We start from the raw sequence: 20,800 nt of genomic DNA on the forward strand, positions 1-20,800 counted from the left end.
GTACCGGTGCGTGATCGGGACGGCACCGCGCTGGCCGGCCTGTCGGTGTCGATGCCCAGCGTGCGCTACGACCCGCACCGCCTCCGATCCCTGGTCACGACCCTGAGCGCCGCGGCGCTCGCTCTGGAGGACGATCTGGCCGGGCATCGCTGATCCGCCCCGCACAACAGCAGGACCCATGGAAGTCCCCCACGGGAGCGATTCGGCGGAACCCGTGTCCGCACCCATGCACCCCCGAAGCCGGGCTGGGCGCCCACCGTCAGGAGCGCAGGCGCGCGGCGATGGACTCGCCGAGGGCCGCGACCGCGTCGGTGAGCAGGTCCATAGCCTCGGCCATCGAACGGGAAGGGTCGGCCTGCCAGGCGACGAAGGCCCCGTCGAAGCCCGCTATGGCGAAGTAGTCCAGCCGGTCGGCCACGGCCTGCGCGACCTCCGGGCCGTACTCGGCGAACGAGTCGGCGATCATGTGATTCATGTGCACGCGGCCGTCCCGCCGCACCCGTTCGATGATCCGGTCGACCTCCGCGGCCTCCGCGGACTCCGCCGCCTCGGCGTTCATCACCAGGATCAGGTGCAGCCGCAGGAAGTCCGGGTTGGCGAGGAAGACCTCCCCGGTGCGCTGGAGGTACCAGCCCAGTCGCTCCCGTACGCCCCCCTGCCGCGGCGGATGTGCCTGCGCCCGGGCCATGTGCTGGAAGAACGCGTAGGCACCGTGCTCCATCACCGCGGAGAGCAGCCCGCCCTTGGAGCGGAAGTGGTGGTAGACCGCGCTCTTGGGCAACCCCGACTCCCGGCTGAGCTCCGACAGCGTGGTCGCCGCGTATCCGCGTTCGGCCATCAGGCGTGACGCGACCTCGAGTATCTCCTCCCGGGAGCGCCGCCCCCTGCGGTTGCCGGTGTTGTCGCGCCTGGGTTCCACGCGCTGAAGCATACCTGCGCTCATTCGGCCGGAGCTTAGGCGGCCCGCGGCGATACCGGCGCTGATTCTGCTGTGCGGAATCCGTGATTCATCCCCTTGACCGGCTTTTTCGGCCGTGTGACAGTCCCCACCATTGGACTGAACGACCGGTCCAAAACTTTGGGACGACCGGCAGGGAGGCCGCCATGCCCCAAAACTTCGACGCGGACGTCGCCGTCATCGGCTACGGCCCCACGGGCATCGTCGGTGCTCTGACCCTCGCTCAGCAGGGGGCGCGAGTGATCGCCTTCGAACGGGACGAAGAGATCTATCCCCGGGCCCGGGCGGTCACGGTCAACGACTGGACCATGCGGATCTTCCAGGGCCTGGGCATCGGCGAACGCATCGAGAAGGTGATCGACCCGCAGCGTGCGCTGCGCTGGGTGACGTACGACGGGCACGAGGTGATGCGCATCGAGCATCCGCCGTCGGCGCTCGGGGCGAGGGCGCGCTTCTACAACATCTACCAGCCGGTCATGGAGTCCGAGCTGCGGGCCTGCGCGCAGGACCGGCGGGACCTGATCTCGGTGCGCTACGGCGCCGAGGTGACCGAGATCGAACAGGACGGCTCCGGGGTCACGGTCACCACCACCGACACGGCCACGGGCGAGGTCCGCCGGTACCGGACCCGGTACGCGATCGCCGCGGACGGCGGCAGCAGCAGGACCCGGCAGCGGCTGGGCATCCAGCTGCTCGGCGACACCAACGAGGTCACCTGGGTGGTCATCGACTGCCGGGTCAAGCGCTGGTGGCCCGACCGCGACTTCCTCACCTTCTGGACGGACAAGGAGCGGCCGGTCGTCGACATCGCACTGTCGGCCGGCAACCACCGCTGGGAGATCCCGCTCAAGCCGCACGAGACCGAGGCCGACTTCCCCACCAGCACCGAGGTGTGGGCCCTGCTCAAGGCGCTGGGGGTGAGCGAGGACGACGTCGAGATCCACCAGCACGCCTTCTACCGGCACCACGTACGGATGGCGCGGACCTGGCGCTCCGGCCGGGTCTTCCTCGCCGGCGACGCCGCGCATCTGATGCCGCCGTGGGCGGGCGCCGGAATGCAGACCGGCATGCGCGACGCGCACAACCTGGGCTGGAAGCTCGGCCGGGTGCTGGCCGGGCGGCTGCCCGAGTCCTGGCTCGACACCTATGAGGCCGAGCGCCGTCCGAACGCCGCCTTCTACACCGGGCTGGCGGTGCAGCTCGGTCGGGTGATCAAGCAGGAGCTCTCCGACGAGGAGCAGGCCGCCCTGTCCGCGCCGCCGCCCGAGGGACTCGTCACCCCCTTCGAGCCGCCCCTGATCGCGCCGCCGGTGCTGGAGGCCGGCTGGCTGCGCGGCCCGCTCGGCGACGCCAGCATCATCGGCCGGATGGTGCCGCAGCCGGTGGTCGGCGACACCGTCGGCCGGATGGCGCGGCTGGACGAACTGCTCGGCGACACCTTCGTGCTGCTGGGCGATGGCGTGGACCCCTCGACGCTGCTGACCGAGGAAGAGCGCCGGCAGTGGGACGCACTCGGCGCCGGCTACCGCGCGGTCCGCCCACAGAACGCCTACACCCAGGGGCCCGACGAACTCGTCGACCTGGACGGCGTGCTCGGCTCCTGGCTGCGCCGGTACGGGGTGCGCGCGGTGGCGCTGCGCCCCGACCGGTTCGTGGCCGCCGCCGATACCAGCGGGCTCGGCGTCCCCGCCTGACCGTCCGTCCACCCACCTTGAAGGAGAGATCTGCCATGAGCGGAGTCAAGGAACTCGCGTACGTCGTCTACGAGGTTGGCGATCTCGCCGACTGGGAGCGCTTCGGTGTCGAGTTGCTCGGTATGCAACTCGGTGAGCGCGGCGAGGACCGATTCACCCTGCGCCTGGACGAGAAGGCGCACCGCTGGATCGTCACCCGGGGACCAGCCGACGACCTGGTCGCCAGCGGGTACGAGGTCGAGAGCGACGCCGAACTCGACGCGCTGGTCGAGCGGTTGCGGGCCGCCGGCCTCCAGGTCGACGAGGGGGACGCGGCGCTCGCCGCGGACCGCCGGGTGGAGCGCATCTTCGCCACCACCGACCCCATGGGCAACCGCGTCGAACTGGTCACCGGCCTGGCCGACGCCGGCACCGCGTTCGCCTCCAAGACGTTGCTCGGCGAGTTCGTCACCGGGGCCGGAGGCGCCGGACACCAGGTTCTGCTGGCCCACGGGGTGAGCCGTGAGGAGTACCTCGGCTTCTACCGCGATCTGCTCGGCTTCAGGATCAGCGACATCATCGTCGAGGAGCTGGCCCCCGGCATCGTCGCGGACCTGATCTTCCTGCACTGCAACGGCCGCCACCACACGGTCGCGTTCGGCGACCTGCCTTCCCCCAAGCGCACGCACCACTTCATGGTCGAGGTCACCGACATCCGGGACGTGGGCCTGGCCTACGACCGCTGTATGGACGCCAAGCAGCCGTTCGAGATGACGCTGGGGATGCACCCCAACGACCGCATGTTCAGCTTCTACGTCTTCACCCCCTCCGGCTTCTCCGTCGAGTACGGCTGGGGCGGCCTCGTCATCGACGACGCCACCTGGCAGGTGCGCACCCTCGACCGGCTGCACAGCTGGGGCCACCGCCCGCCCGGCGTGGTGGCCGAGCTGCTGGCCGCGGCGCCGTCCCCGCTGGAAACCCAAGGAACCGAAGGAGAAGAGGGCTGATGGCGATCGACAAGGAACAGACCGCGCGTACGGTCAGGACTCGCGACTGGTCGCTGCGCTACTACGAGGCCGGCTCCGGCCATCCGCTGGTGCTGCTGCACGGCAGCGGCCCGGGGGCGACCGGCTGGAGCAACTTCAGCGGCAACATCGAGTCGCTCGCCGAGCACTTCCATGTGTACGCCGTCGACATGCCCGGCTGGGGTGAGTCGGACCCGGCCACGGTCGACGAGCTGGACCACGTCGACGCCGCGATCCAGTTCCTCGACGCGCTGGGCATCTCCCGGGCGGCGTTCGTGGGGAACTCGATGGGCGGCCAGACCTCGCTGCGGCTGGCCACCGAGCACCCCGGGCGGATCAGCCACCTGGTGACCATGGGACCGCCGGTGGGGCGAATGCCGAGCCTTTTCGGGGCCGGTGACGGGCCGTCCGAGGGGCTGAAGGTCCTCATCGAGGCCTACCAGGACCCGAGCCCGGAGAACATGCGCCGGCTGGTCGAGATCATGTGCTACGACAAGGCGCGCTTTGCGACGCCGGAGCTGTGCGAGGCCCGTTCGCAGGCGGCCCTCGCCCAGCCCGAGCACCTGGCCAACTATGTGGCGGGGCTGCCGCACGGGGCGCCGCTGCCGCGCTGGGTGGACCCTGCCCGGCTGCGCGACATCGCGGTGCCCACCCTGCTCATCCACGGCCGCGACGACCGGGTGGTCTCCTTCGAGAGCTCCCTGTTCCTGCTGGCGAACATCCCCGACTCCCGGCTGGTCCTGCTCAACCGCTGCGGGCACTGGGCGATGATCGAGCACGCCGAGGAGTTCAACCGGCTGGTCATCGACTTCGTCCGGGGGGAATCCCGGCGATGACTGACACCAGGAAGGTGCCGCGGGCGGCCGCGGCCCAGGATGTGCCGCGGGAGGCTGGGGCCCAGCAGGTGTCGCGGGGGGTCGCGGAGGCGGCCGCTCGACTGCTGAAGGCCACCGCCACTGGCGTTCCGTGCGTGCCGGTGCGGGATCTGATCGGCACCTCCGACACCGGTGCCGCGTACGCCGTGCAGCAGCGGGTCACGGCGGCGCGCTTGGCGCGCGGCGCACGCGTCGTGGGCCATAAGATCGGGCTGACCTCGCCCGCCGTGCAACACCAACTCGGCGTGGACCAGCCGGACTTCGGAGTGCTGCTGGACGACATGGGATACGCGGACGGCAACACCGTGCCGTACGCGTCCGTGCTCCAGCCCCGGGTCGAGGCCGAGATCGCGTTCGTGCTGGGCGCCGACCTGGCCGAGGGCCCGCTGGATCTCGCCCGGGTGCGGGCCGCAGTCGACCATGCCGTGGCCGCCCTGGAGATCTGCGGCAGCCGTATCGCGGGCTGGGACATCACCCTGTCCGACACGGTCGCCGACAACGCCTCCGCGGGCGCCTTCGTGCTGGGCCGGGAGCGCCGCAGCCTCGCTGAATTCGAACCGCGGACGGCCGTGATGGAGATGTCCGTCGATGGCCGGACCGTGTCCGACGGCACCGGCGCGGACTGTCTGGGCGACCCGCTCGCCGCGGTGCTCTGGCTGGCCCGCACCGCACGTGACCTGGGCGATCCGCTGCGGGCCGGCCATGTGGTGCTCTCCGGCGCGCTCGGCCCGATGAGCCCGCTCGCACCGGGCGCACAGGTGACCGCGGTGATCGGCGGGCTGGGCACGGTCACTACCGCCATCGGAGAGGGAACGGTATGACAGCGCGTGCAGACGGTGCGCCACGCACCAAGGTCGCGATCATCGGCTCGGGCAACATCGGTACCGATCTCATGATCAAGGTGCTGCGTACCGCGCGGCACCTGGAGATGGGCGCCCTGGTCGGCATCGACGCGGCGTCCGACGGCCTGGCGCGCGCCCGGCGCCTGGACGTGGCCACCACGCACGAGGGCGTGGACGGGCTGATCGCACTGCCTGGCTTCGACGAGATCGGCATCGTCTTCGACGCCACCTCAGCGGGGGCCCACCAGGCCAACGCGGCGAAGCTGGCACCGCTGGGCAAGCGGCTGATCGACCTGACTCCGGCGGCGATCGGGCCGTACCTCGTCCCGGCGGTCAACATGGAGGAGCACCTGGACGCTCCGAACGTGAACATGGTCACCTGCGGCGGCCAGGCCACCATCCCAGTGGTTGCCGCGATCTCCCGGGTGGCCCCGGTCCGCTACGCGGAGATCGTCGCCTCGATCGCCTCCAAGTCGGCTGGTCCGGGCACCCGCGCCAACATCGACGAGTTCACCGAGACCACGTCCCGGGCGCTGGTCGAGGTGGGCGGCGCGGACCGCGGCAAGGCGATCATCATCCTCAACCCGGCCGAGCCGCCGCTGATCATGCGGGACACCGTGCTCTGCCTGGTGGAGGCGCCCGACACCACCCGGCACGCCGCGATCCAGGAGAGCGTCGCCGCGATGGTGGCCGAGGTAGCGGCCTACGTCCCCGGCTACCGGCTGAAGCAACAGGTGCAGATCACCCCGGTCCCCGGGGACCAGCCGGTGCGAACCCTGCTGGCCGAGGGCGCGGCCGGCGTACCGACCCACCAGGTGTCCGTGTTCCTGGAGGTCGAGGGCGCGGCCCACTACCTCCCGGCCTACGCGGGCAACCTCGACATCATGACCTCGGCCGCCCTCAGGGTGGCCGAGCGGATCGCGGCCCGTACGGCCGGGGCCGGCGAGGTGACGGCATGAGCAGCAGCGTCTTCGTCCAGGACGTGACCCTGCGGGACGGGATGCACGCCGTCCGGCACCGCATCACACCGGCGGACGTGCAACGGATCGTACGGGCGCTGGACGCCGCCGGCGTCGACGCCATCGAGGTCGCCCACGGCGACGGGCTGGCGGGCGGCTCGCTCAACTACGGCCCCGGCTCCCACACCGATTGGGCGTGGATCGAGGCCGCGGCCTCGGTGCTGGAGCGGGCACGGCTGACCACCCTGTTGCTGCCCGGCGTGGGCACCATCCACGACCTGAAGACCGCCTACGACCTGGGGGTGCGCTCGGTCCGGGTGGCCACCCACTGCACCGAGGCGGACATCTCCGCGCAGCACATCGCAGCGGCCCGCGAACTGGGCATGGACGTGTCCGGCTTCCTGATGCTCTCCCACCGCGCCGAACCGGCCCAACTCGCGGAGCAGGCCCGGCTGATGGAGTCCTACGGCGCCCACTGCGTCTACGTCACCGACTCCGGCGGCCGACTCACCATGAAGGACGTCGCCGACCGGGTCCGGGCCTATCGCGACGTCCTGGACGACGTCACCGAGATCGGCATCCACGCCCACGAGAACCTCTCGCTGTCGGTGGCCAACAGCATCGTCGCCGTGGAGCACGGGGTGCGCCGCGTCGACGCCTCACTGGCGGGCCACGGCGCGGGCGCCGGCAACTGCCCCCTGGAGGCGTTCATCGCGGTGGCGAACCTCTCCGGCCTCCGGCATGGTTGCGACCTGTTCCAGTTGCAGGACGCCGCCGACGACCTGGTCCGCCCGCTCCAGGACCGCCCGGTCCGCGTGGACCGCGAAACCCTCACCCTGGGCTACGCCGGCGTCTATTCCTCCTTCCTGCGCCACGCGGAGATCGCCTCCGACCGCTACGGTGTCGACGTCCGCGCCATTCTGCTGGAGTGCGGCCGACGGGGCCTGGTGGGCGGCCAGGAGGACATGATCGTCGACGTGGCCCTCACCCTGGCGGGCCGTCACACGGCGAGCTGACCAGGCAGAAGGTGACCCTGTGACCGGCCCGGCCCTGGCGGGCCCGGCCGGTCACAGGCTTCAGGTCAGCACTTGCCCGCCGGACGCTCGCGCGTCATCCGCGCTGGTCGTCGGCGACACGCTGCTGCGCAACGCGCTGATCCCCCTGTTCGAGCCGGTCTGGGACCGCGCCATGCCGATCGCCCCGTCCCGTCCTGGCGAACCGACGGACGAGGACCGCGAGTTGCTGACCCTGCTGGCAGCCGGCCTGAAGGACGAGGCGATCGCCCGCCGGCAGGGCGTCCACGTCCACACGGCCCGCCGCCGCATAAGCCGCCTGCTGCAGACCCTGAACGCGGAGACCCGGTTCCAGGCGGGAGTGCAGGCACTGCGACGCGGTTGGCTGACGGAGTAGAAGTGCCTTCGGCATTCGCACCTCAGTAGGCGCATCTGCGTCAAGATGCCTCGGAGAGCGCCATTCTGCGCGTCAGGATGTCGCCCGCAACGCCCACACCGCGCAACACGCACACCACCCGAACCCGCAGGTCAAACGCCCTTTGCGGCCGGTTCGAGGATCGCCACGCACTCCACATGATGCGTCATCGGGAACAGGTCGAACGCCCGCAGCGTCCGCACCCGGTAGCCGCCCTCGCGGAAGTACGCCAGGTCCCGGGCCAGGGCGGCCGGGTCGCAGGCCACGTAGGCGATGCGGCGGGCGGCGAGGGAGGTGAGGTGGGTGACCGTGGTACGGCCGGCGCCGGCGCGGGGCGGGTCGAGGACGATCAGGTCGACCTCGGTGATGCCGGTGCGCGGGAGGACGGACTCGACCTTGCCCTGTTCGATGCGGACGCGGGGGAAGTCGGCGAGGTTGTGCCGGGCGTCCTCCACCGCGCGCTTGCCGGACTCGATGCCGAGCACCGCGCCCTTGTCGCCGACGCGGTCGGCCAGGGCTCCGGCGAAGAGGCCGACGCCGCAGTACAGGTCGAGGGCCATGTCGCCCTTGCGGGGCAGGAGGCCCTGCATGACCGCCGTGACCAGGGTGTCCGCCGCCTTCGGGTGGACCTGCCAGAAGCCGCCTCCGCCCACGCGGTGGGTGCGGCCGTCGGCGCGTTCCCGGACGAAGGGGCGGCCGTGCACGCGGTGGACGCCGCCGGTCTTCTCGTCGACCCGGAGGACGGAGACCGGCTTGTCCAGTTCCACCAGCGGCAGGCGGGCGCCCGGGCGCGGGGTCAGGATCACCTGGCGGTCCTGGGAGCCCGTGGCCGCGATGGCCTCGACGGACTCCATGCCGATCCAGTCGCGCCGCTCGACGCCCAGTTCGCTCACTCCGGGAGCCGCGATCATGCAGTGGTCGATCGGCTCGACCTCGTGCGAGCGGTGGCGGCGCAGGCCGGCCTTCCCCGTGGCCGGGTCGACCGCGTACTGCACGCGGGTGCGCCACTGCGGGACCTCGCCCGCGGGCAGCTTGTCGCCCTCGGCGGGCATGACCGTGCCGTCCCAGCCGGCCTCCTCGGGCGTGAGGCCCGCGAGCCGCTTCAGCTGCTCGGCGATCACCTCGCCCTTGAGCCGGCGCTGGGCCCCCGGCTTGGCGTGCTGCCAGTCGCAGCCGCCGCAGCGGCCGGGTCCGGCGTAGGGGCAGGGGGCCTCGACGCGGTCCTTGGAGGCGTCGATGATCCGTACCGCGTCCGCGCGCAGGAAGCGTGCGCCCTCCTCGCCCTCGGTCACCCGGGCCACGACCCGCTCGCCGGGCAGCGCGTGCCGTACGAACAGCACCTGGCCCTCGGCGGTACGGGCGATGCAGTGGCCGCCGTGGGCGACGGGGCCGATCTCGACCTCGTACTCCTGCCCCACCAGCGAGCCGCCCTGCTCCCGGCCCGCCCCCGAGCCGCCCGGCTCCGGTCCCACCTGCGAGTTCTTCGGTTCTGCCTGCATGGTGGGGTGACTCCAGATCGGGAAAGGCGTACGGCCGGACAACAGCCCACCAGTCTACGTGGGTGCCGTCCGGCCGTTCACCATCAGGTGCGGCGCCGAGCAGAAGCCGGTCAGCCCTTCGCGGCCGACTCCTTCGGCTCCTTCGGGCGCTCCTGGGCCGGGCCACGCCGCACCGCACCGGGCGCGTTCCACTCCTGGCGCCTGCGGGCGCGCTGCTTGGCCGCCTCGGAGGAAGCCAGCTGGTAGGGCACCGAGGTGACCATCACGCCCGGCGTGAACAGCAGCCGGCCCTTCAGGCGCAGCGCGCTCTGGTTGTGCAGCAGGTGCTCGTACCAGTGACCGACGACGTACTCGGGGATGATCACCGAGACGGCGTCGCGCGGGGACTCCTTGCGCAGGCTCTTCACGTACTCGATGACCGGGCGGGTGACCTCGCGGTAGGGCGAGTCGAGCACCTTCAGGGGTACGTCGATGCCGCGCCGCTCCCACTCCTCGCGCAGCGCCCGGGTCTCGGCCGGGTCCACGTTGACGGTGAGCCCCTCCAGGGTGTCCGAGCGCATCAGCTTGGCGTACGCCAGGGCGCGCAGGGTGGGACGGTGGATCTTGGAGATGAGGACCACGGAGTGGACGCGGGAGGGCCGGACGGTGTCGTCGCCCGGGTCGTCGGGGGCCGTGAGCTCCTCGGAGACCCGGTCGTAGTGCTTGCGGATCGCGGTCATCGTCGCGAAGAAGATGCACATGCCGAGCAGGGCCACCCAGGCACCGTGCGTGAACTTGGTGACGAGGACGACGACCAGCACCGTGCTGGTGAGGAAGGCCCCGAAGGTGTTGATGGCGCGGGAGCGGATCATGTGGCTCCGCTTCGCCGGGTCCCGCTCGGTGGCCAGGTGGCGGTTCCAGTGCTTGACCATGCCGACCTGGCTGAGGGTGAAGGACACGAACACGCCGACGATGTAGAGCTGGATCAGCCGGGTGGAGTCGGCGCCGTAGAGGACGGTCAGCAGGGCGGCGGCGCCCGCGAGCAGCACGATGCCGTTGGAGAAGGCGAGCCGGTCGCCGCGGGTGTGCAGCTGGCGGGGCAGGAAGCGGTCCTGGGCGAGGATCGAGCCGAGCACCGGGAAGCCGTTGTAGGCGGTGTTGGCGGCCAGGAAGAGGACCAGCGCCGTCGCCGCGGCCAGGATGAGGAACAGGAAGCTGCCCTTGCCGAAGACGGCCTCGGCGACCTGGGAGATCACCGGGTTCTGCACATAGTCCGGGCCGACCGGGACGCCGCCCCGCAGGAGGTTGGCGGCCGGGTTGTCGGACATGCGGACACCGGTCGTCATGGCCAGCGTGATGATGCCGCAGAACATCGTCACGGCCAGCAGGCCGATCATCGCCAGCGTGCTCGCCGCGTTCCTGGACTTCGGCTTGCGGAAGGCGGGGACGCCGTTGGAGATCGCCTCGACACCGGTGAGCGCGGCGCAGCCGGAGGAGAAGGCGCGCAGCAGCAGGAAGACGAGGGCGAATCCGGCGAGTCCCTGGTGTTCGGCCTTGATGTGGAAGTCGGCGGTCGGCGCCCGCATGGTGTCGCCGAGGACGAGTCCGCGGACGGCACCCCACACGATCATGATGAAGACGCCGGAGACGAACACGTACGTGGGGATGGCGAAGAGCGTGCCCGACTCCTTCACCCCGCGCAGGTTCATCAGCGTCAGCAGCACGATCACGGCGACCGCGCACAGCACCTTGTGCTGGACGACGAAGGGGACGGCGGAGCCGAGGTTCTCGATGCCGGAGGAGATGGAGACGGCGACGGTCAGCACGTAGTCGACCAGCAGCGCGCTGGCGACGGTCAGGCCCGCCTTGGGGCCGAGGTTGGTGGTCGCCACCTCGTAGTCGCCGCCGCCGCTCGGGTAGGCGTGCACGTTCTGCCGGTAGGAGGCGACCACGGTCAGCATCAGCACGGCCACCGCGACCGCTATCCAGGGGCTGAAGTGGTACGCCGACACGCCCGCGACGGACAGGACCAGCAGGACCTCGCCGGGCGCGTACGCCACGGAGGACAGCGAGTCGGAGGCGAAGACGGGGAGGGCGATGCGCTTCGGCAGGAGCGTCTCGCCCAGCCGGTCACTGCGCAGTGCGCGCCCGATCAGAATACGTTTGGGCACGTCGGTCAGTTTGGACACAACAGAGGATCGTAGGCCTTTACCCCCCGGGTCGTGCACCTGCCGTCCCGGATCTGCCTCCCGAGTGAATTCCGGACACGAAGATCCTGCGGATTCCGCAGGCGGGATGTGCGCCCTGCCTGGATGTCTGGACCCCGCTCCCCGCCGACCCCCGGAGGCCCCATGCCCACGACCGCGGAGCTGATCGGCGCCGCCGCCGCGTTGTCCGGCCTCGGATTCCTGACCCTGCCCAGCGTGCGCAGCGTCACTCGGCGCCGGCCCTTCGAGGCCGAGTGGGACGCCGTCCACGGCGGAGGCGTTAAGGATGCGGTAGGGGGGTGCCCGCCCCGAACCGGGCATGTGTAGCTTGTCCCTCTGTCTGAGACCCTGATGGGACTGAGCAGTCGCTATTGACATCGGAAGGACGGTCGTGCACATCGTCATCATGGGCTGCGGGAGAGTGGGCTCCGCTCTCGCCCAGACCCTGGAGCAACAGGGGCACACGGTCGCCGTGATCGACCAGGACCCCACCGCCTTCCGCCGGCTGGGCCCCGGGTTCGGTGGCCGCCGGGTGACCGGAATCGGCTTCGACCAGGACACCCTGCGCGAGGCGGGCATCGAGGAGGCCGGTGCCTTCGCGGCCGTCTCCAGCGGCGACAACTCGAACATCATCTCCGCGCGGGTGGCCCGCGAGATGTTCGGCGTGCAGAACGTCGCGGCCCGTATCTACGACCCCCGCCGCGCCGAGGTGTACCAGCGCCTGGGCATCCCGACCGTGGCCACGGTCCGCTGGACGGCCGACCAGATGCTCCGCCGACTGCTGCCCTCGGGCGCCGAGCCGCTGTGGCGCGACCCCACCGGCGGCGTCCAGCTCGCCGAGGTGCACGCCTCCCCGAAGTGGGTGGGCCACAAGATCAGCAGACTCCAGGAGGAGACGGGCGTCCGGGTGGCGTTCCTGACCCGCCTCGGCGAGTCGATCCTGCCGAGTTCGCAGACGGTGCTCCAGGAGGGCGACCTCGTGCACGTGATGATGCGGACGGACGACGTGGAGAAGGTCGAGGCGGCGTTCGCCGAGGGCCCGGAAGAGGAGAGCGGTCACTGATGAGGGTCGCCATTGCCGGTGCCGGGGCGGTCGGTCGCTCGATCGCGGGCGAGCTGCTGGAGAACGGCCACGAGGTCCTTCTCATCGACAAGGCGCCGACCGCCATCTCGGTCGAGCGCGTGCCGCAGGCCGAGTGGCTGCTGGCCGACGCCTGCGAGATCACCTCGCTGGACGAGGCGGCGCTTCAGCGCTGCAACGTGGTGATCGCCGCGACGGGCGACGACAAGGTGAACCTGGTCGTCTCCCTGCTGGCGAGGACGGAGTACGGCGTGCCGCGGGTGGTGGCCCGCGTGAACAACCCGAAGAACGAGTGGCTGTTCAACGAGGCCTGGGGCGTGGATGTGGCCGTGTCCACTCCGCGTCTGATGTCCGCGCTGGTCGAGGAGGCGGTGAGCGTCGGCGACCTGGTCCGGCTGCTGCGCTTCAGCCACGGCGACGCCAACCTCGTGGAACTGACCCTGCCGGAGGAGTCGGCACTGGCCGGCACCCAGGTCGGGGACGTCGAGTGGCCCGAGGACACCTCGCTGGTCACCATCATCCGCGGCACCCGGGTGCTCACCCCGTCCCGGGAGGACTCCCTGGAGGCGGGTGACGAGCTGCTGTTCGTGGCCGCGCAGGCCCGTGAGGAGCAGCTGGAGGACCTGCTGTCGGTGCGCCGGGACCGCTGACGCCCGGTACGAACGGCCCGAACGGGGCGGGGCGCCCGGTACGAGTACCGACGCACGCATACGGCGAGGGGCGCCCGGAGATCCGGGCGCCCCTCGCCGTTCGTACGGGCGGTGCTCAGGTCTGGCGGCGGTGACGGCCGGCGGCCGGTGCCTCGCCGTCCTCCTGCGCCAGGGCCGCCTTGCGCTCCTCCTCGGCCTTCTCCTCCGCCTCCATCTCCGCGAACACGTCGATGGGCGCGGGCGCCTTCGCGAGGAAGACCCAGGTCAGCCAGACCGCCAGCAGGAACGGCGGGATCTTCAGCGTGACCAGGACCCAGCCGAGCTGGGTGGTGTCGGCCCACCAGTACAGCGGGAAGAGGATCGCGCACTTGGCGAGCAGGATCAGGCCCCAGGCCCAGCTCGCCTTGGCGTAGGCCTTCTTGCGGCCCGGGTTCCGGGTGCGCCAGGAGAGGTTCTCCTTGAAGACCGGGCCGAGCATCAGGCCGATCAGCGGGACCCCGGCCAGCGTGGTCACGATGTACGCCACGGCCAGGCCCAGCGTGTAGAGCATGCCGGGCAGGTAGAAGTCCTTGGCGTTGCCGGTCATCATCGCGAAGACGACACCGAAGGCGACGCCGAAGACACCGCTGAAGGCGTGCTTGACGGTGTCCCGCCTCGCCAGCCGGACCACGACCAGCAGCAGCGACACGGCCAGTGCGGCGATCGCCGACCAGTGCAGGTCCTTGTTGATCGTGAAGATGGTGACGAAGAGGAGGCCGGGCAGCACCGTCTCGACCATGCCCCGCACCCCGCCGAACGCCTCGAACAGCGCGGCCTCCGTCGCCGCCCGGGCATCGTCGTCGGCAGTCGTGTCTTGGGTCGGCTTGTCGAGTGACGTCACCGGCTACTCCCGTCCGAGGGGTCGCAGTTCGTACTTGGGGTTGAACAGCACCCGGCGGCCCCGGCTCATCGAGATCCGGCCCGATGCGATCAGCTTGCGCCCCGGTTCTATCCCGACGATGGAGCGCCTGCCGAGCCACACCACGTCCAGCGCGGCCGTGCCGTCGAACAACTCGGCCTCCAGGGCCGGCACTCCGGCCCGTGGACGCAGGGTGACCGTGCGCAAGGTACCAGTAACCGTGACGATCTGCCGGTCGGTGCAGTCGCCGATCCGCGTACAGCCCGCGGTCTCGGCGTCCTCCCGCAGTTCCTCGGACTCCAGGTCCTCCTGCGACGAGGAAAGCCGGTCGAGCATGCGCCGGAACCTGCCCGCCGGCTTTTCGGAACGAGGAACAGCACTCATGTCTGAAGCGTACCGGGGTGCCTGGAGGGCGACGTAACCGCTCACTTCTCGAAGCGGTAGCCCATCCCCGGCTCGGTGACGAAGTGCTTGGGGTGCGAGGGGTCGGCCTCCAGCTTCCTGCGCAGCTGTGCCATGTACACGCGCAGATAGTTCGTCTCCGTGCCGTACGACGGCCCCCACACCTCCTGCAGGAGCTGCTTCTGGCTGACCAGCCGGCCGGTGTTGCGCACCAGCACCTCCAGCAGATGCCATTCGGTCGGGGTGAGCCGTACGTCCTTGCCGGACCGGTTGACCTTCTTCGCGGCCAGGTCGACGGTGAAGTCCTCGGTCTCCACCAGCACGCCGTCCTCGCCGCTCCCGACGGGCTCGGCGCGGCGGACGGCAGCCCGCAGCCGGGCCAGCAGCTCGTCCATGCCGAAGGGCTTGGTGACGTAGTCGTCGGCGCCCGCGTCCAGCGCCTGGACCTTCTCGTCGGAGGAGTGGCGGGCGGACAGCACCAGGATCGGCACCCGGGTCCAGCCGCGCAGGCCCCTGATCACCTCGACGCCGTCCATGTCGGGCAGGCCGAGGTCGAGGACGACCACGTCGGGGTGGCGGGAGGCGGCGAGGTCGAGGGCGGTCCGGCCGTCGGAGGCGGCGTCGACCTCGTACTTGCGTGCCTTGAGGTTGATCACGAGCGCACGCACGATCTGCGGCTCGTCGTCGACCACCAGCACCCGCGTCATGTGGTTTGCCTTTCTGGTTCGGCGAGTCGTGCGGAGACGCGAAGGCTCTCCGCGGCCCGCAGGGTGAGGACCATCGTCAGACCGCCGCCGGGCGTGTCCTCGGCCTCGAGCGTGCCGCTCATGGCCTCGGCGAAGCCGCGCGCCACGGCGAGGCCGAGGCCGACGCCTGCTCCGCGCGGGGCGTCGCCGTGCCGCTGGAACGGCTCGAAGATGCGGTCCTTGGCCTCGTCCGGGACGCCCGGTCCGCGGTCGACGACCCGGACCTCGACCCGGTCGGCCATGGCGCTGGCGGACACCAGCACCGGCTCGTCCGGCGGACTGTACTTCACGGCGTTCTCCACCAGGTTGGCGACCGCGCGCTCCAGCAGCCCGGGGTCGACGGCGACCATCGGCAGAGACTCCGGGATGTCCAGGTGCACGCTGTCCTCGGGCACCCCGCCCAGCGCCATCGGCACCACCTCGTCGAGGTCGATCTCGCGGATCAGCGGGGTGACGGTGCCGGTCTGGAGGCGGGACATGTCCAGCAGGTTGCCCACGAGGTGGTCGAGCCGGTCGGCGCCCTCCTCGATGCCCTGGAGCAGTTCGGCGCGGTCCTCCTCGGACCACTCGACGTCCTCGGACCTGAGCGAGGAGACGGCCGCCTTGATCCCGGCGAGCGGTGTGCGCAGATCGTGGCTGACGGCGGCGAGCAGCGCGGTGCGGATGCGGTTGCCCTCTGCGAGGGCGCGGGACCGGTCGGCCTCCTCCTGGAGGCGCCGGCGCTCCAGGACGACGGCGGCCTGGGCGGCGAAGGCGGCCAGCACCCGGCGGTCGGAGGCGGGCAGCACCCGTCCGGTCAGCGCCAGCGCCATGTGGTCGCCGACGGGCATGTCCACGTCGGCGTCCTCCGGGCGCTGGAGCGGTCCGCCCGTGCCCACGCGGCCGGCGCAGGTCCAGGGGTCCACGTCGCTCTGCCGTTCGAGCAGCGCCACCGACTCCATGCCGAAGGTCTCGCGGACCCGCTCCAGGAGCGCCTCCAGGCTGGTCTCGCCGCGCAGCACGCTGCCCGCGAGGAAGGACAGTATCTCCGCCTCGGCGCGCAGCCGGGCGGCCTGGTGGGTGCGGCGGGCCGCGAGGTCCACCACCGAGGCCACGGACACGGCGACGCCGACGAAGATCGCGATGGCGACGATGTTCTTGGGGTCGGCGATGGTCAGCCGGTGCAGGGGCGGGGTGTAGTAGTAGTTCAGCAGAAACGATCCGACGGCTGCCGAGGCGAGCGCCGGCAGCAGCCCGCCCAGCAGGGCCGCGGCCACCGTCAGGGCGAGGAACAGCAGCATGTCGTTGGCCAGGCCGATGTCCCCGGTGTTCAGCAGCAGCGCGAGGGCCACCGGTCCGGCGACCGCGACCGTCCAGCCCCAGACGATCCGGGCGCGGCCGAGCCGGGCGCCGCGGGCCACCGGCAGTCCCCGCCCCTTGGCGACCTGTCCGTGGGTGACGATGTGCACGTCGAGGTCGGGGCCCGACTCACGGGCCACCGTGGCGCCCACGCCCGGTCCGAAGACGTACTGCCAGGTCTTGCGGCGCGAGGAGCCCAGGACGATCTGGGTGGCGTTGACCCCGCGGGCGAAGTCGAGCAGCGCGGCGGGTATGTCGTCGCCGACGACATGGTGGAAGGTGCCGCCCAGGTCCTCCACGAGGGTGCGCTGGACGGTCAGTTCCTTCGGGGAGGCGGAGGACAGTCCGTCGCTGCGGGCGATGTAGACGGCCATGACCTCCCCTCCGGCGCCCTTCTCGGCCAACCGGGCCGCCCGGCGGATCAGCGTGCGCCCCTCGGGGCCGCCGGTCAGGCCGACCACGATCCGCTCGCGCGAGCCCCAGATCTTGGAGACCTGGTGCTCGCTGCGGTAGCGCTGGAGGTATTCGTCGACCCGGTCGGCCACCCACAGCAGGGCCAGTTCGCGCAGCGCGGTGAGGTTGCCGGGCCGGAAGTAGTTGGACAGGGCGGCGTCGACCTTGTCCGATTTGTAGATGTTGCCGTGCGCCATCCGGCGGCGCAGGGCCTCCGGCGACATGTCGACCAGTTCGATCTGGTCGGCCCGCCGCACCACCTCGTCCGGGACGGTCTCGCGCTGCCGGATACCCGTGATCGACTCGACGACGTCGCCGAGGGACTCCAGGTGCTGGATGTTGACCGTGGAGATGACGTCGACGCCGGCCGCGAGCAGTTCCTCCACGTCCTGCCAGCGCTTGGCGTTGCGGGAGCCGGGGATGTTGGTGTGGGCGAGTTCGTCCACCAGGGCGACGGCCGGGGCGCGGCGCAGCACGGCGTCGACGTCCATCTCGGTGAAGGTGGTCCCGCGGTACTCCAGTGCCTTGCGGGGGACCTGCTCCAGGCCGTGCAGCATCACCTCGGTGCGCAGCCGGTCATGGTGCTCGACGAACGCCACGACGCAGTCGGTGCCCCGCTCCACCCGGCGGTGTGCCTCGGACAGCATCGCGTACGTCTTGCCGACGCCCGGTGCCGCACCGAGGTAGATCCGAAGCTTGCCACGTCCCATGGCCCCATTGTCTTCCCCTCACGGCTGTGGATGCCGTGTGTATGCCGCGTCGACCCTACGGCCGATATTCGCGACATAAGGGGTCGTGCGGGGGCGGATGGCCGTCTTTGACGCAACCCTGACGTGCACGGCGTCACGGCTCACGACGTGTGGACGCCACAGCGTTACAGCGTCGCGGCGCCACGACGTCACGACGTCACGGCGTCACGGCGCGGCAGCGAGACAGCGTCAGGGCGTCACGACTCGACGATCTTGCCGTCGCGCAGTTCCAGAACCCGGTCGGCGAGGTCCAGGAGGGTCGCGTCGTGGGTCGCGACCAGTGCGGTGACCTGCTCGCTGCGGACGACCGCGCGCAGCAGCTCCATCACGGCGTGACCGGTCTCCGCGTCGAGCTGGCCGGTCGGCTCGTCGGCTATCAGGAGCGCCGGCTCGTTGGCGAGGGCGCGGGCGATGGCCACGCGCTGCTGCTGGCCGCCGGAGAGCTCACCGGGCCGCTGCCGGGCGTGGTCGGCGAGGCCGACCAGGGACAGCAGCAGCTCGACGCGCTCCTCCCGGGCGCGCGGATCGGCGCGGCGCAGCCGCATCGGCACGCCGACGTTCTCCGCGGCGGTGAGGATCGGGATGAGCCCGAAGGACTGGAAGACGAACCCGATGCGGTCCCGGCGCAGGGCGAGGAGGCCGTCCTCGCCGAGTTCGGACAGGTCGCGGCCGTCGACGTGGACCCGTCCCCGGTCCGGCTCGTCGAGCCCGCCGACGATGTTGAGCAGCGTCGTCTTGCCGGAGCCGGAGCGGCCCTTGAGGGCGACCAGTTCGCCCTGCGGCACCTCGAAGGAGACTCCGCGCAGGGCGTGCACGGCGGCCGCCGCCTGTCCGTAGGACTTGTGGACGTCCTCGACGCGCACCATGGTCTCGGTGATCACCTGGCTCATGTGCCCTCCCCGTTTTCCGTCCCCCGTGGACCGGGCGCCAGTATCACCAGCCGCGCCCGTCCCTTCAACATGCGATCACCAACCGAACGGACGGACGTTCGCGAAGGTTTCCGGCCGGGACCGCGGAGAAGGCCGCGCACAGCGGAGGGCCGCACCCCGTGAGGTACGGCCCTGAGTCCTGTCGGTGACCGCTCTCAGCGGACCTCGGTGATCTCCGGTCCGCGCTGGAGCTGGCCCATCCCGCCGGAGAAGCGGGACTGGCCCTCGTCCTGCTGGACGCCCTCGGGCACCATCTGCGCGTCGTTCGGCAGCTTCAGGACGATCGGGTCGCGGGGCGCCATCGGGCCCTCGCCGCGGACCACGACCGTGTCCCGGAAGATCTGCTCGAGCAGTCCGGCCGCCTGCGGCTGCACCGCGCCCTGCCCGGAGATCACCCCGCGCAGGAACCAGCGGGGACCGTCCACCCCGACGAACCGCACGACCTGGTAACCGCCCGTGCCGTCCGGCAGCTGCACCGGCACCTGCGCGCGCAGCTCCCAGCCCAGCGGCCCCTCGACCTCGTCGACGATGCCGCCCTGCTGGGTGATGCCGCTGCCGATCTCCTCGCGCACCTCGCCCCAGATGCCCTCGCGCTTGGGCGCGGCGAAGGCCTGCAACTGGATGGCGCTGTCCTGCAGGACGACGGTCGCCGCGACGATCGCGTCGCCCGCGACCTCGACCCGCAGTTCCATGCCCTCGATGCCGGGCACGAACATGCCGCCGAGGTCCACCCGGCCCTCGGCCGGCTCGCGCACCTCGGAGCCGTCCCAGGGCCCGTCGGGCCGCGGTTCGGGCTCGAGCCGCACACGCTCGCGCTCGCCCTCCACGTCCACGTCCGCCTCGGTGTCGACGCTGTCGACGACCTGCTCGGCCTCGCCGGCCGCGTCCTCGGCGGCACCCTTCTTCTTGCGACGTCCGAACACGTCACTGTCCTTCCCGGTCGGATACGACCGAAGCGTATCGATTCCCACCCGCCGGTCCGCCCACGGCGGCCCGGCCCTTCGTGCCGCTCGCGCCGTCCACGGCGGCGTGGCCGCCGGTGGACCCGAAGCCCCCCTCGGCCCGCGCCGAGCCGGGAAGCTCCGCCACCTCCTGGAAGCGGACCCTCTCGACCTGCTGGACGACCAGTTGGGCAATCCGGTCGAAGCGCTCGAACCGCACGGACTCGCGCGGGTCGAGATTCACCACGATCACCTTGATCTCCCCACGGTACCCGGCATCAACCGTCCCCGGGGCATTCACGAGGGCGACACCACAGCGGGCGGCGAGTCCGGATCGCGGGTGCACGAAGGCCGCGTACCCCTCCGGGAGCGCGACAGACACACCCGTGGGCAGTACGGCACGCTCCCCCGGGGCCAGTTCGCACGCCACGGTGGTGCGCAGATCGGCGCCCGCGTCGCCGGGGTGCTCGTACGCCGGAAGCGGTACGTCGGCGTCGACACGCCGGATCAGCACGTTCAGGGGCTCACGGCTCACGGGTTCACCTCGAAGGCGCGGACGCGCCGGACCTGGTCCGGGTCGTTCATGGCGGCCTGGATCTCCCGGTCGCGGCCGTGATCGACGAAGTGGTCGACCTTGACCTCGACGAACAGGGCCTCGGCGCGGACGGCGACCGGCCCGTCGGGGCCGCCGACGCGTCCGGTGGCCCTGGAGTAGATCTTCCGTCCGGCCACCGCGGTGACCTCGGCCTCCAGATGCAGGGTCGTGCCGACCGGTACCGGGCGCACGTAGTCCGTCTCCAGCCGACCGGTCACGGCGATCGTCCGCAGCAGCCAGCTCAGTGAGCCGAGGGCCTCGTCGAGGGCGGTCGCGAGGACCCCGCCGTGGGCGAGGCCGGGCGCGCCCTGGTGGGCCGGCTGCACGGTGAACTCGGCGGTGATGCGGACCCCCTCGCCGGCCCGCACCTGGAGGTGCAGCCCGTGCGGCTGCTCCCCGCCGCAGCCGAAACACGCCGCGTAGTGCGAGCCGAGGAGTTCGCCGGGCGCGGGGGCGTCGGGGTGCCGGACCGGATCAACGGCGTAGGGCGGGGGCTGAAGAGCTGCGGAACTACCACTCACAGGCGCAGACATTACCCGCGCGTCGGCGTGCGCCCGACACCGTGCCAAGCTG

20 protein-coding genes are annotated in these 20,800 nt (G+C 71.3%); 9 read left to right on the forward strand and 11 right to left on the reverse strand.

The window, feature by feature from the left end; translation table 11 throughout:
• Positions 1 to 259: 259 nt before the first annotated feature.
• Positions 260 to 919 carry a TetR/AcrR family transcriptional regulator gene (locus ACWEK3_RS26595; protein ID WP_450542393.1) on the reverse strand — a complete coding sequence of 220 codons (660 nt, stop codon included), beginning with the start codon at positions 917 to 919 and terminating at the stop codon, positions 260 to 262.
• Between the two features lie 185 nt (positions 920 to 1,104).
• On the opposite strand from ACWEK3_RS26595, the gene ACWEK3_RS26600 reads away from it, so the two are divergent.
• From ACWEK3_RS26600 to ACWEK3_RS26630, 7 genes are read left to right on the forward strand one after another with little or no spacing between them, the layout of a single operon-like run.
• On the forward strand, positions 1,105 to 2,652 hold the full coding sequence (locus ACWEK3_RS26600; RefSeq protein ID WP_450542392.1) for an FAD-dependent monooxygenase: 1,548 nt from the start codon (positions 1,105 to 1,107) through the stop codon (positions 2,650 to 2,652).
• Positions 2,653 to 2,687: 35 nt separating this feature from the next.
• Positions 2,688 to 3,638, forward strand: coding sequence for a VOC family protein (locus tag ACWEK3_RS26605; protein ID WP_453250747.1), 951 nt, complete (start codon positions 2,688 to 2,690; stop codon positions 3,636 to 3,638).
• Positions 3,638 to 4,492, forward strand: coding sequence for an alpha/beta fold hydrolase (locus tag ACWEK3_RS26610; protein ID WP_453250748.1), 855 nt, complete (start codon positions 3,638 to 3,640; stop codon positions 4,490 to 4,492). Before ACWEK3_RS26605 ends, ACWEK3_RS26610 begins: the two co-directional genes overlap by 1 nt.
• Positions 4,489 to 5,352 carry a 2-keto-4-pentenoate hydratase gene (locus ACWEK3_RS26615; RefSeq protein ID WP_450542386.1) on the forward strand — a complete coding sequence of 288 codons (864 nt, stop codon included), beginning with the start codon at positions 4,489 to 4,491 and terminating at the stop codon, positions 5,350 to 5,352. Before ACWEK3_RS26610 ends, ACWEK3_RS26615 begins: the two co-directional genes overlap by 4 nt.
• On the forward strand, positions 5,349 to 6,332 hold the full coding sequence (locus tag ACWEK3_RS26620; protein WP_450542385.1) for an acetaldehyde dehydrogenase (acetylating): 984 nt from the start codon (positions 5,349 to 5,351) through the stop codon (positions 6,330 to 6,332). Before ACWEK3_RS26615 ends, ACWEK3_RS26620 begins: the two co-directional genes overlap by 4 nt.
• The gene (dmpG, locus tag ACWEK3_RS26625) at positions 6,329 to 7,348 is read left to right on the forward strand and encodes a 4-hydroxy-2-oxovalerate aldolase (RefSeq protein ID WP_450542383.1); all 1,020 of its coding nucleotides are present in this window, start codon (positions 6,329 to 6,331) and stop codon (positions 7,346 to 7,348) included. The genes ACWEK3_RS26620 and dmpG overlap by 4 nt, the downstream gene beginning before the upstream one ends.
• Positions 7,349 to 7,367: 19 nt before the next feature.
• Complete coding sequence (locus ACWEK3_RS26630) at positions 7,368 to 7,742, forward strand: response regulator transcription factor (RefSeq protein ID WP_450542381.1); 375 nt, start codon at positions 7,368 to 7,370, stop codon at positions 7,740 to 7,742.
• Positions 7,743 to 7,873: 131 nt separating this feature from the next.
• Here ACWEK3_RS26630 and ACWEK3_RS26635 read toward each other — a convergent pair whose 3' ends face one another.
• Together ACWEK3_RS26635 and ACWEK3_RS26640 are read right to left on the reverse strand one after the other, a co-directional pair.
• The gene (locus ACWEK3_RS26635) at positions 7,874 to 9,259 is read right to left on the reverse strand and encodes a class I SAM-dependent RNA methyltransferase (RefSeq protein ID WP_453250749.1); all 1,386 of its coding nucleotides are present in this window, start codon (positions 9,257 to 9,259) and stop codon (positions 7,874 to 7,876) included.
• 110 nt (positions 9,260 to 9,369) lie between these two features.
• The gene (locus ACWEK3_RS26640) at positions 9,370 to 11,427 is read right to left on the reverse strand and encodes an APC family permease (protein ID WP_453250750.1); all 2,058 of its coding nucleotides are present in this window, start codon (positions 11,425 to 11,427) and stop codon (positions 9,370 to 9,372) included.
• Positions 11,428 to 11,836: 409 nt separating this feature from the next.
• Between ACWEK3_RS26640 and ACWEK3_RS26645 the strand changes: the two genes are divergently transcribed.
• A complete protein-coding gene (locus ACWEK3_RS26645; RefSeq protein WP_365417553.1) occupies positions 11,837 to 12,508 on the forward strand; it encodes a potassium channel family protein in 672 nt (223 codons plus the stop codon).
• A complete protein-coding gene (locus ACWEK3_RS26650; protein WP_365417550.1) occupies positions 12,508 to 13,176 on the forward strand; it encodes a potassium channel family protein in 669 nt (222 codons plus the stop codon). Before ACWEK3_RS26645 ends, ACWEK3_RS26650 begins: the two co-directional genes overlap by 1 nt.
• Before the next feature lie 115 nt (positions 13,177 to 13,291).
• Here ACWEK3_RS26650 and ACWEK3_RS26655 read toward each other — a convergent pair whose 3' ends face one another.
• The 8 genes from ACWEK3_RS26655 to ACWEK3_RS26690 all read right to left on the reverse strand — a co-directional run bounded on the left by ACWEK3_RS26655 (position 13,292) and on the right by ACWEK3_RS26690 (position 20,748).
• On the reverse strand, positions 13,292 to 14,056 hold the full coding sequence (locus tag ACWEK3_RS26655) for a DUF3159 domain-containing protein (RefSeq protein ID WP_450542376.1): 765 nt from the start codon (positions 14,054 to 14,056) through the stop codon (positions 13,292 to 13,294).
• 3 nt (positions 14,057 to 14,059) lie between these two features.
• Positions 14,060 to 14,458 carry an OB-fold nucleic acid binding domain-containing protein gene (locus ACWEK3_RS26660; protein ID WP_361415336.1) on the reverse strand — a complete coding sequence of 133 codons (399 nt, stop codon included), beginning with the start codon at positions 14,456 to 14,458 and terminating at the stop codon, positions 14,060 to 14,062.
• A 41-nt stretch (positions 14,459 to 14,499) separates the two neighbouring features.
• Entirely contained in the window at positions 14,500 to 15,183 is a 684-nt protein-coding gene (locus ACWEK3_RS26665; RefSeq protein ID WP_450542374.1) for a response regulator, read from the reverse strand.
• Complete coding sequence (locus ACWEK3_RS26670; protein ID WP_450542372.1) at positions 15,180 to 17,723, reverse strand: ATP-binding protein; 2,544 nt, start codon at positions 17,721 to 17,723, stop codon at positions 15,180 to 15,182. Before ACWEK3_RS26670 ends, ACWEK3_RS26665 begins: the two co-directional genes overlap by 4 nt.
• A gap of 236 nt (positions 17,724 to 17,959) precedes the next feature.
• Positions 17,960 to 18,652 (reverse strand): ABC transporter ATP-binding protein, encoded by a 693-nt coding sequence (locus ACWEK3_RS26675; RefSeq protein WP_453250751.1) that lies wholly within the window; start codon positions 18,650 to 18,652, stop codon positions 17,960 to 17,962.
• Positions 18,653 to 18,846: 194 nt separating this feature from the next.
• Positions 18,847 to 19,614 carry a DUF3710 domain-containing protein gene (locus ACWEK3_RS26680; protein ID WP_365774140.1) on the reverse strand — a complete coding sequence of 256 codons (768 nt, stop codon included), beginning with the start codon at positions 19,612 to 19,614 and terminating at the stop codon, positions 18,847 to 18,849.
• Position 19,615: 1 nt separating this feature from the next.
• Positions 19,616 to 20,167, reverse strand: a complete 552-nt coding sequence (gene dut, locus ACWEK3_RS26685) for a dUTP diphosphatase (protein WP_450542368.1) — start codon at positions 20,165 to 20,167, stop codon at positions 19,616 to 19,618.
• Positions 20,164 to 20,748, reverse strand: coding sequence for a PaaI family thioesterase (locus tag ACWEK3_RS26690; protein ID WP_376400411.1), 585 nt, complete (start codon positions 20,746 to 20,748; stop codon positions 20,164 to 20,166). Before ACWEK3_RS26690 ends, dut begins: the two co-directional genes overlap by 4 nt.
• Positions 20,749 to 20,800 lie beyond the last annotated feature (52 nt).

It is taken from the genome of Streptomyces sp. NPDC004721 (assembly GCF_053601495.1).

Coding starts and splice junctions, on each gene's coding strand:
- ACWEK3_RS26620 (WP_450542385.1), top strand. CDS start 5,349: ATGACAGCGCGTGCAGACGGTGCGCCACGCACCAAGGTCGCGATCATC.
- ACWEK3_RS26670 (WP_450542372.1), bottom strand. CDS start 17,723: ATGGGACGTGGCAAGCTTCGGATCTACCTCGGTGCGGCACCGGGCGTC.
- ACWEK3_RS26675 (WP_453250751.1), bottom strand. CDS start 18,652: ATGAGCCAGGTGATCACCGAGACCATGGTGCGCGTCGAGGACGTCCAC.
- ACWEK3_RS26665 (WP_450542374.1), bottom strand. CDS start 15,183: ATGACGCGGGTGCTGGTGGTCGACGACGAGCCGCAGATCGTGCGTGCG.
- dmpG (WP_450542383.1), top strand. CDS start 6,329: ATGAGCAGCAGCGTCTTCGTCCAGGACGTGACCCTGCGGGACGGGATG.
- ACWEK3_RS26615 (WP_450542386.1), top strand. CDS start 4,489: ATGACTGACACCAGGAAGGTGCCGCGGGCGGCCGCGGCCCAGGATGTG.
- ACWEK3_RS26610 (WP_453250748.1), top strand. CDS start 3,638: ATGGCGATCGACAAGGAACAGACCGCGCGTACGGTCAGGACTCGCGAC.
- ACWEK3_RS26650 (WP_365417550.1), top strand. CDS start 12,508: ATGAGGGTCGCCATTGCCGGTGCCGGGGCGGTCGGTCGCTCGATCGCG.
- ACWEK3_RS26600 (WP_450542392.1), top strand. CDS start 1,105: ATGCCCCAAAACTTCGACGCGGACGTCGCCGTCATCGGCTACGGCCCC.
- ACWEK3_RS26605 (WP_453250747.1), top strand. CDS start 2,688: ATGAGCGGAGTCAAGGAACTCGCGTACGTCGTCTACGAGGTTGGCGAT.
- ACWEK3_RS26635 (WP_453250749.1), bottom strand. CDS start 9,259: ATGCAGGCAGAACCGAAGAACTCGCAGGTGGGACCGGAGCCGGGCGGC.
- ACWEK3_RS26660 (WP_361415336.1), bottom strand. CDS start 14,458: ATGAGTGCTGTTCCTCGTTCCGAAAAGCCGGCGGGCAGGTTCCGGCGC.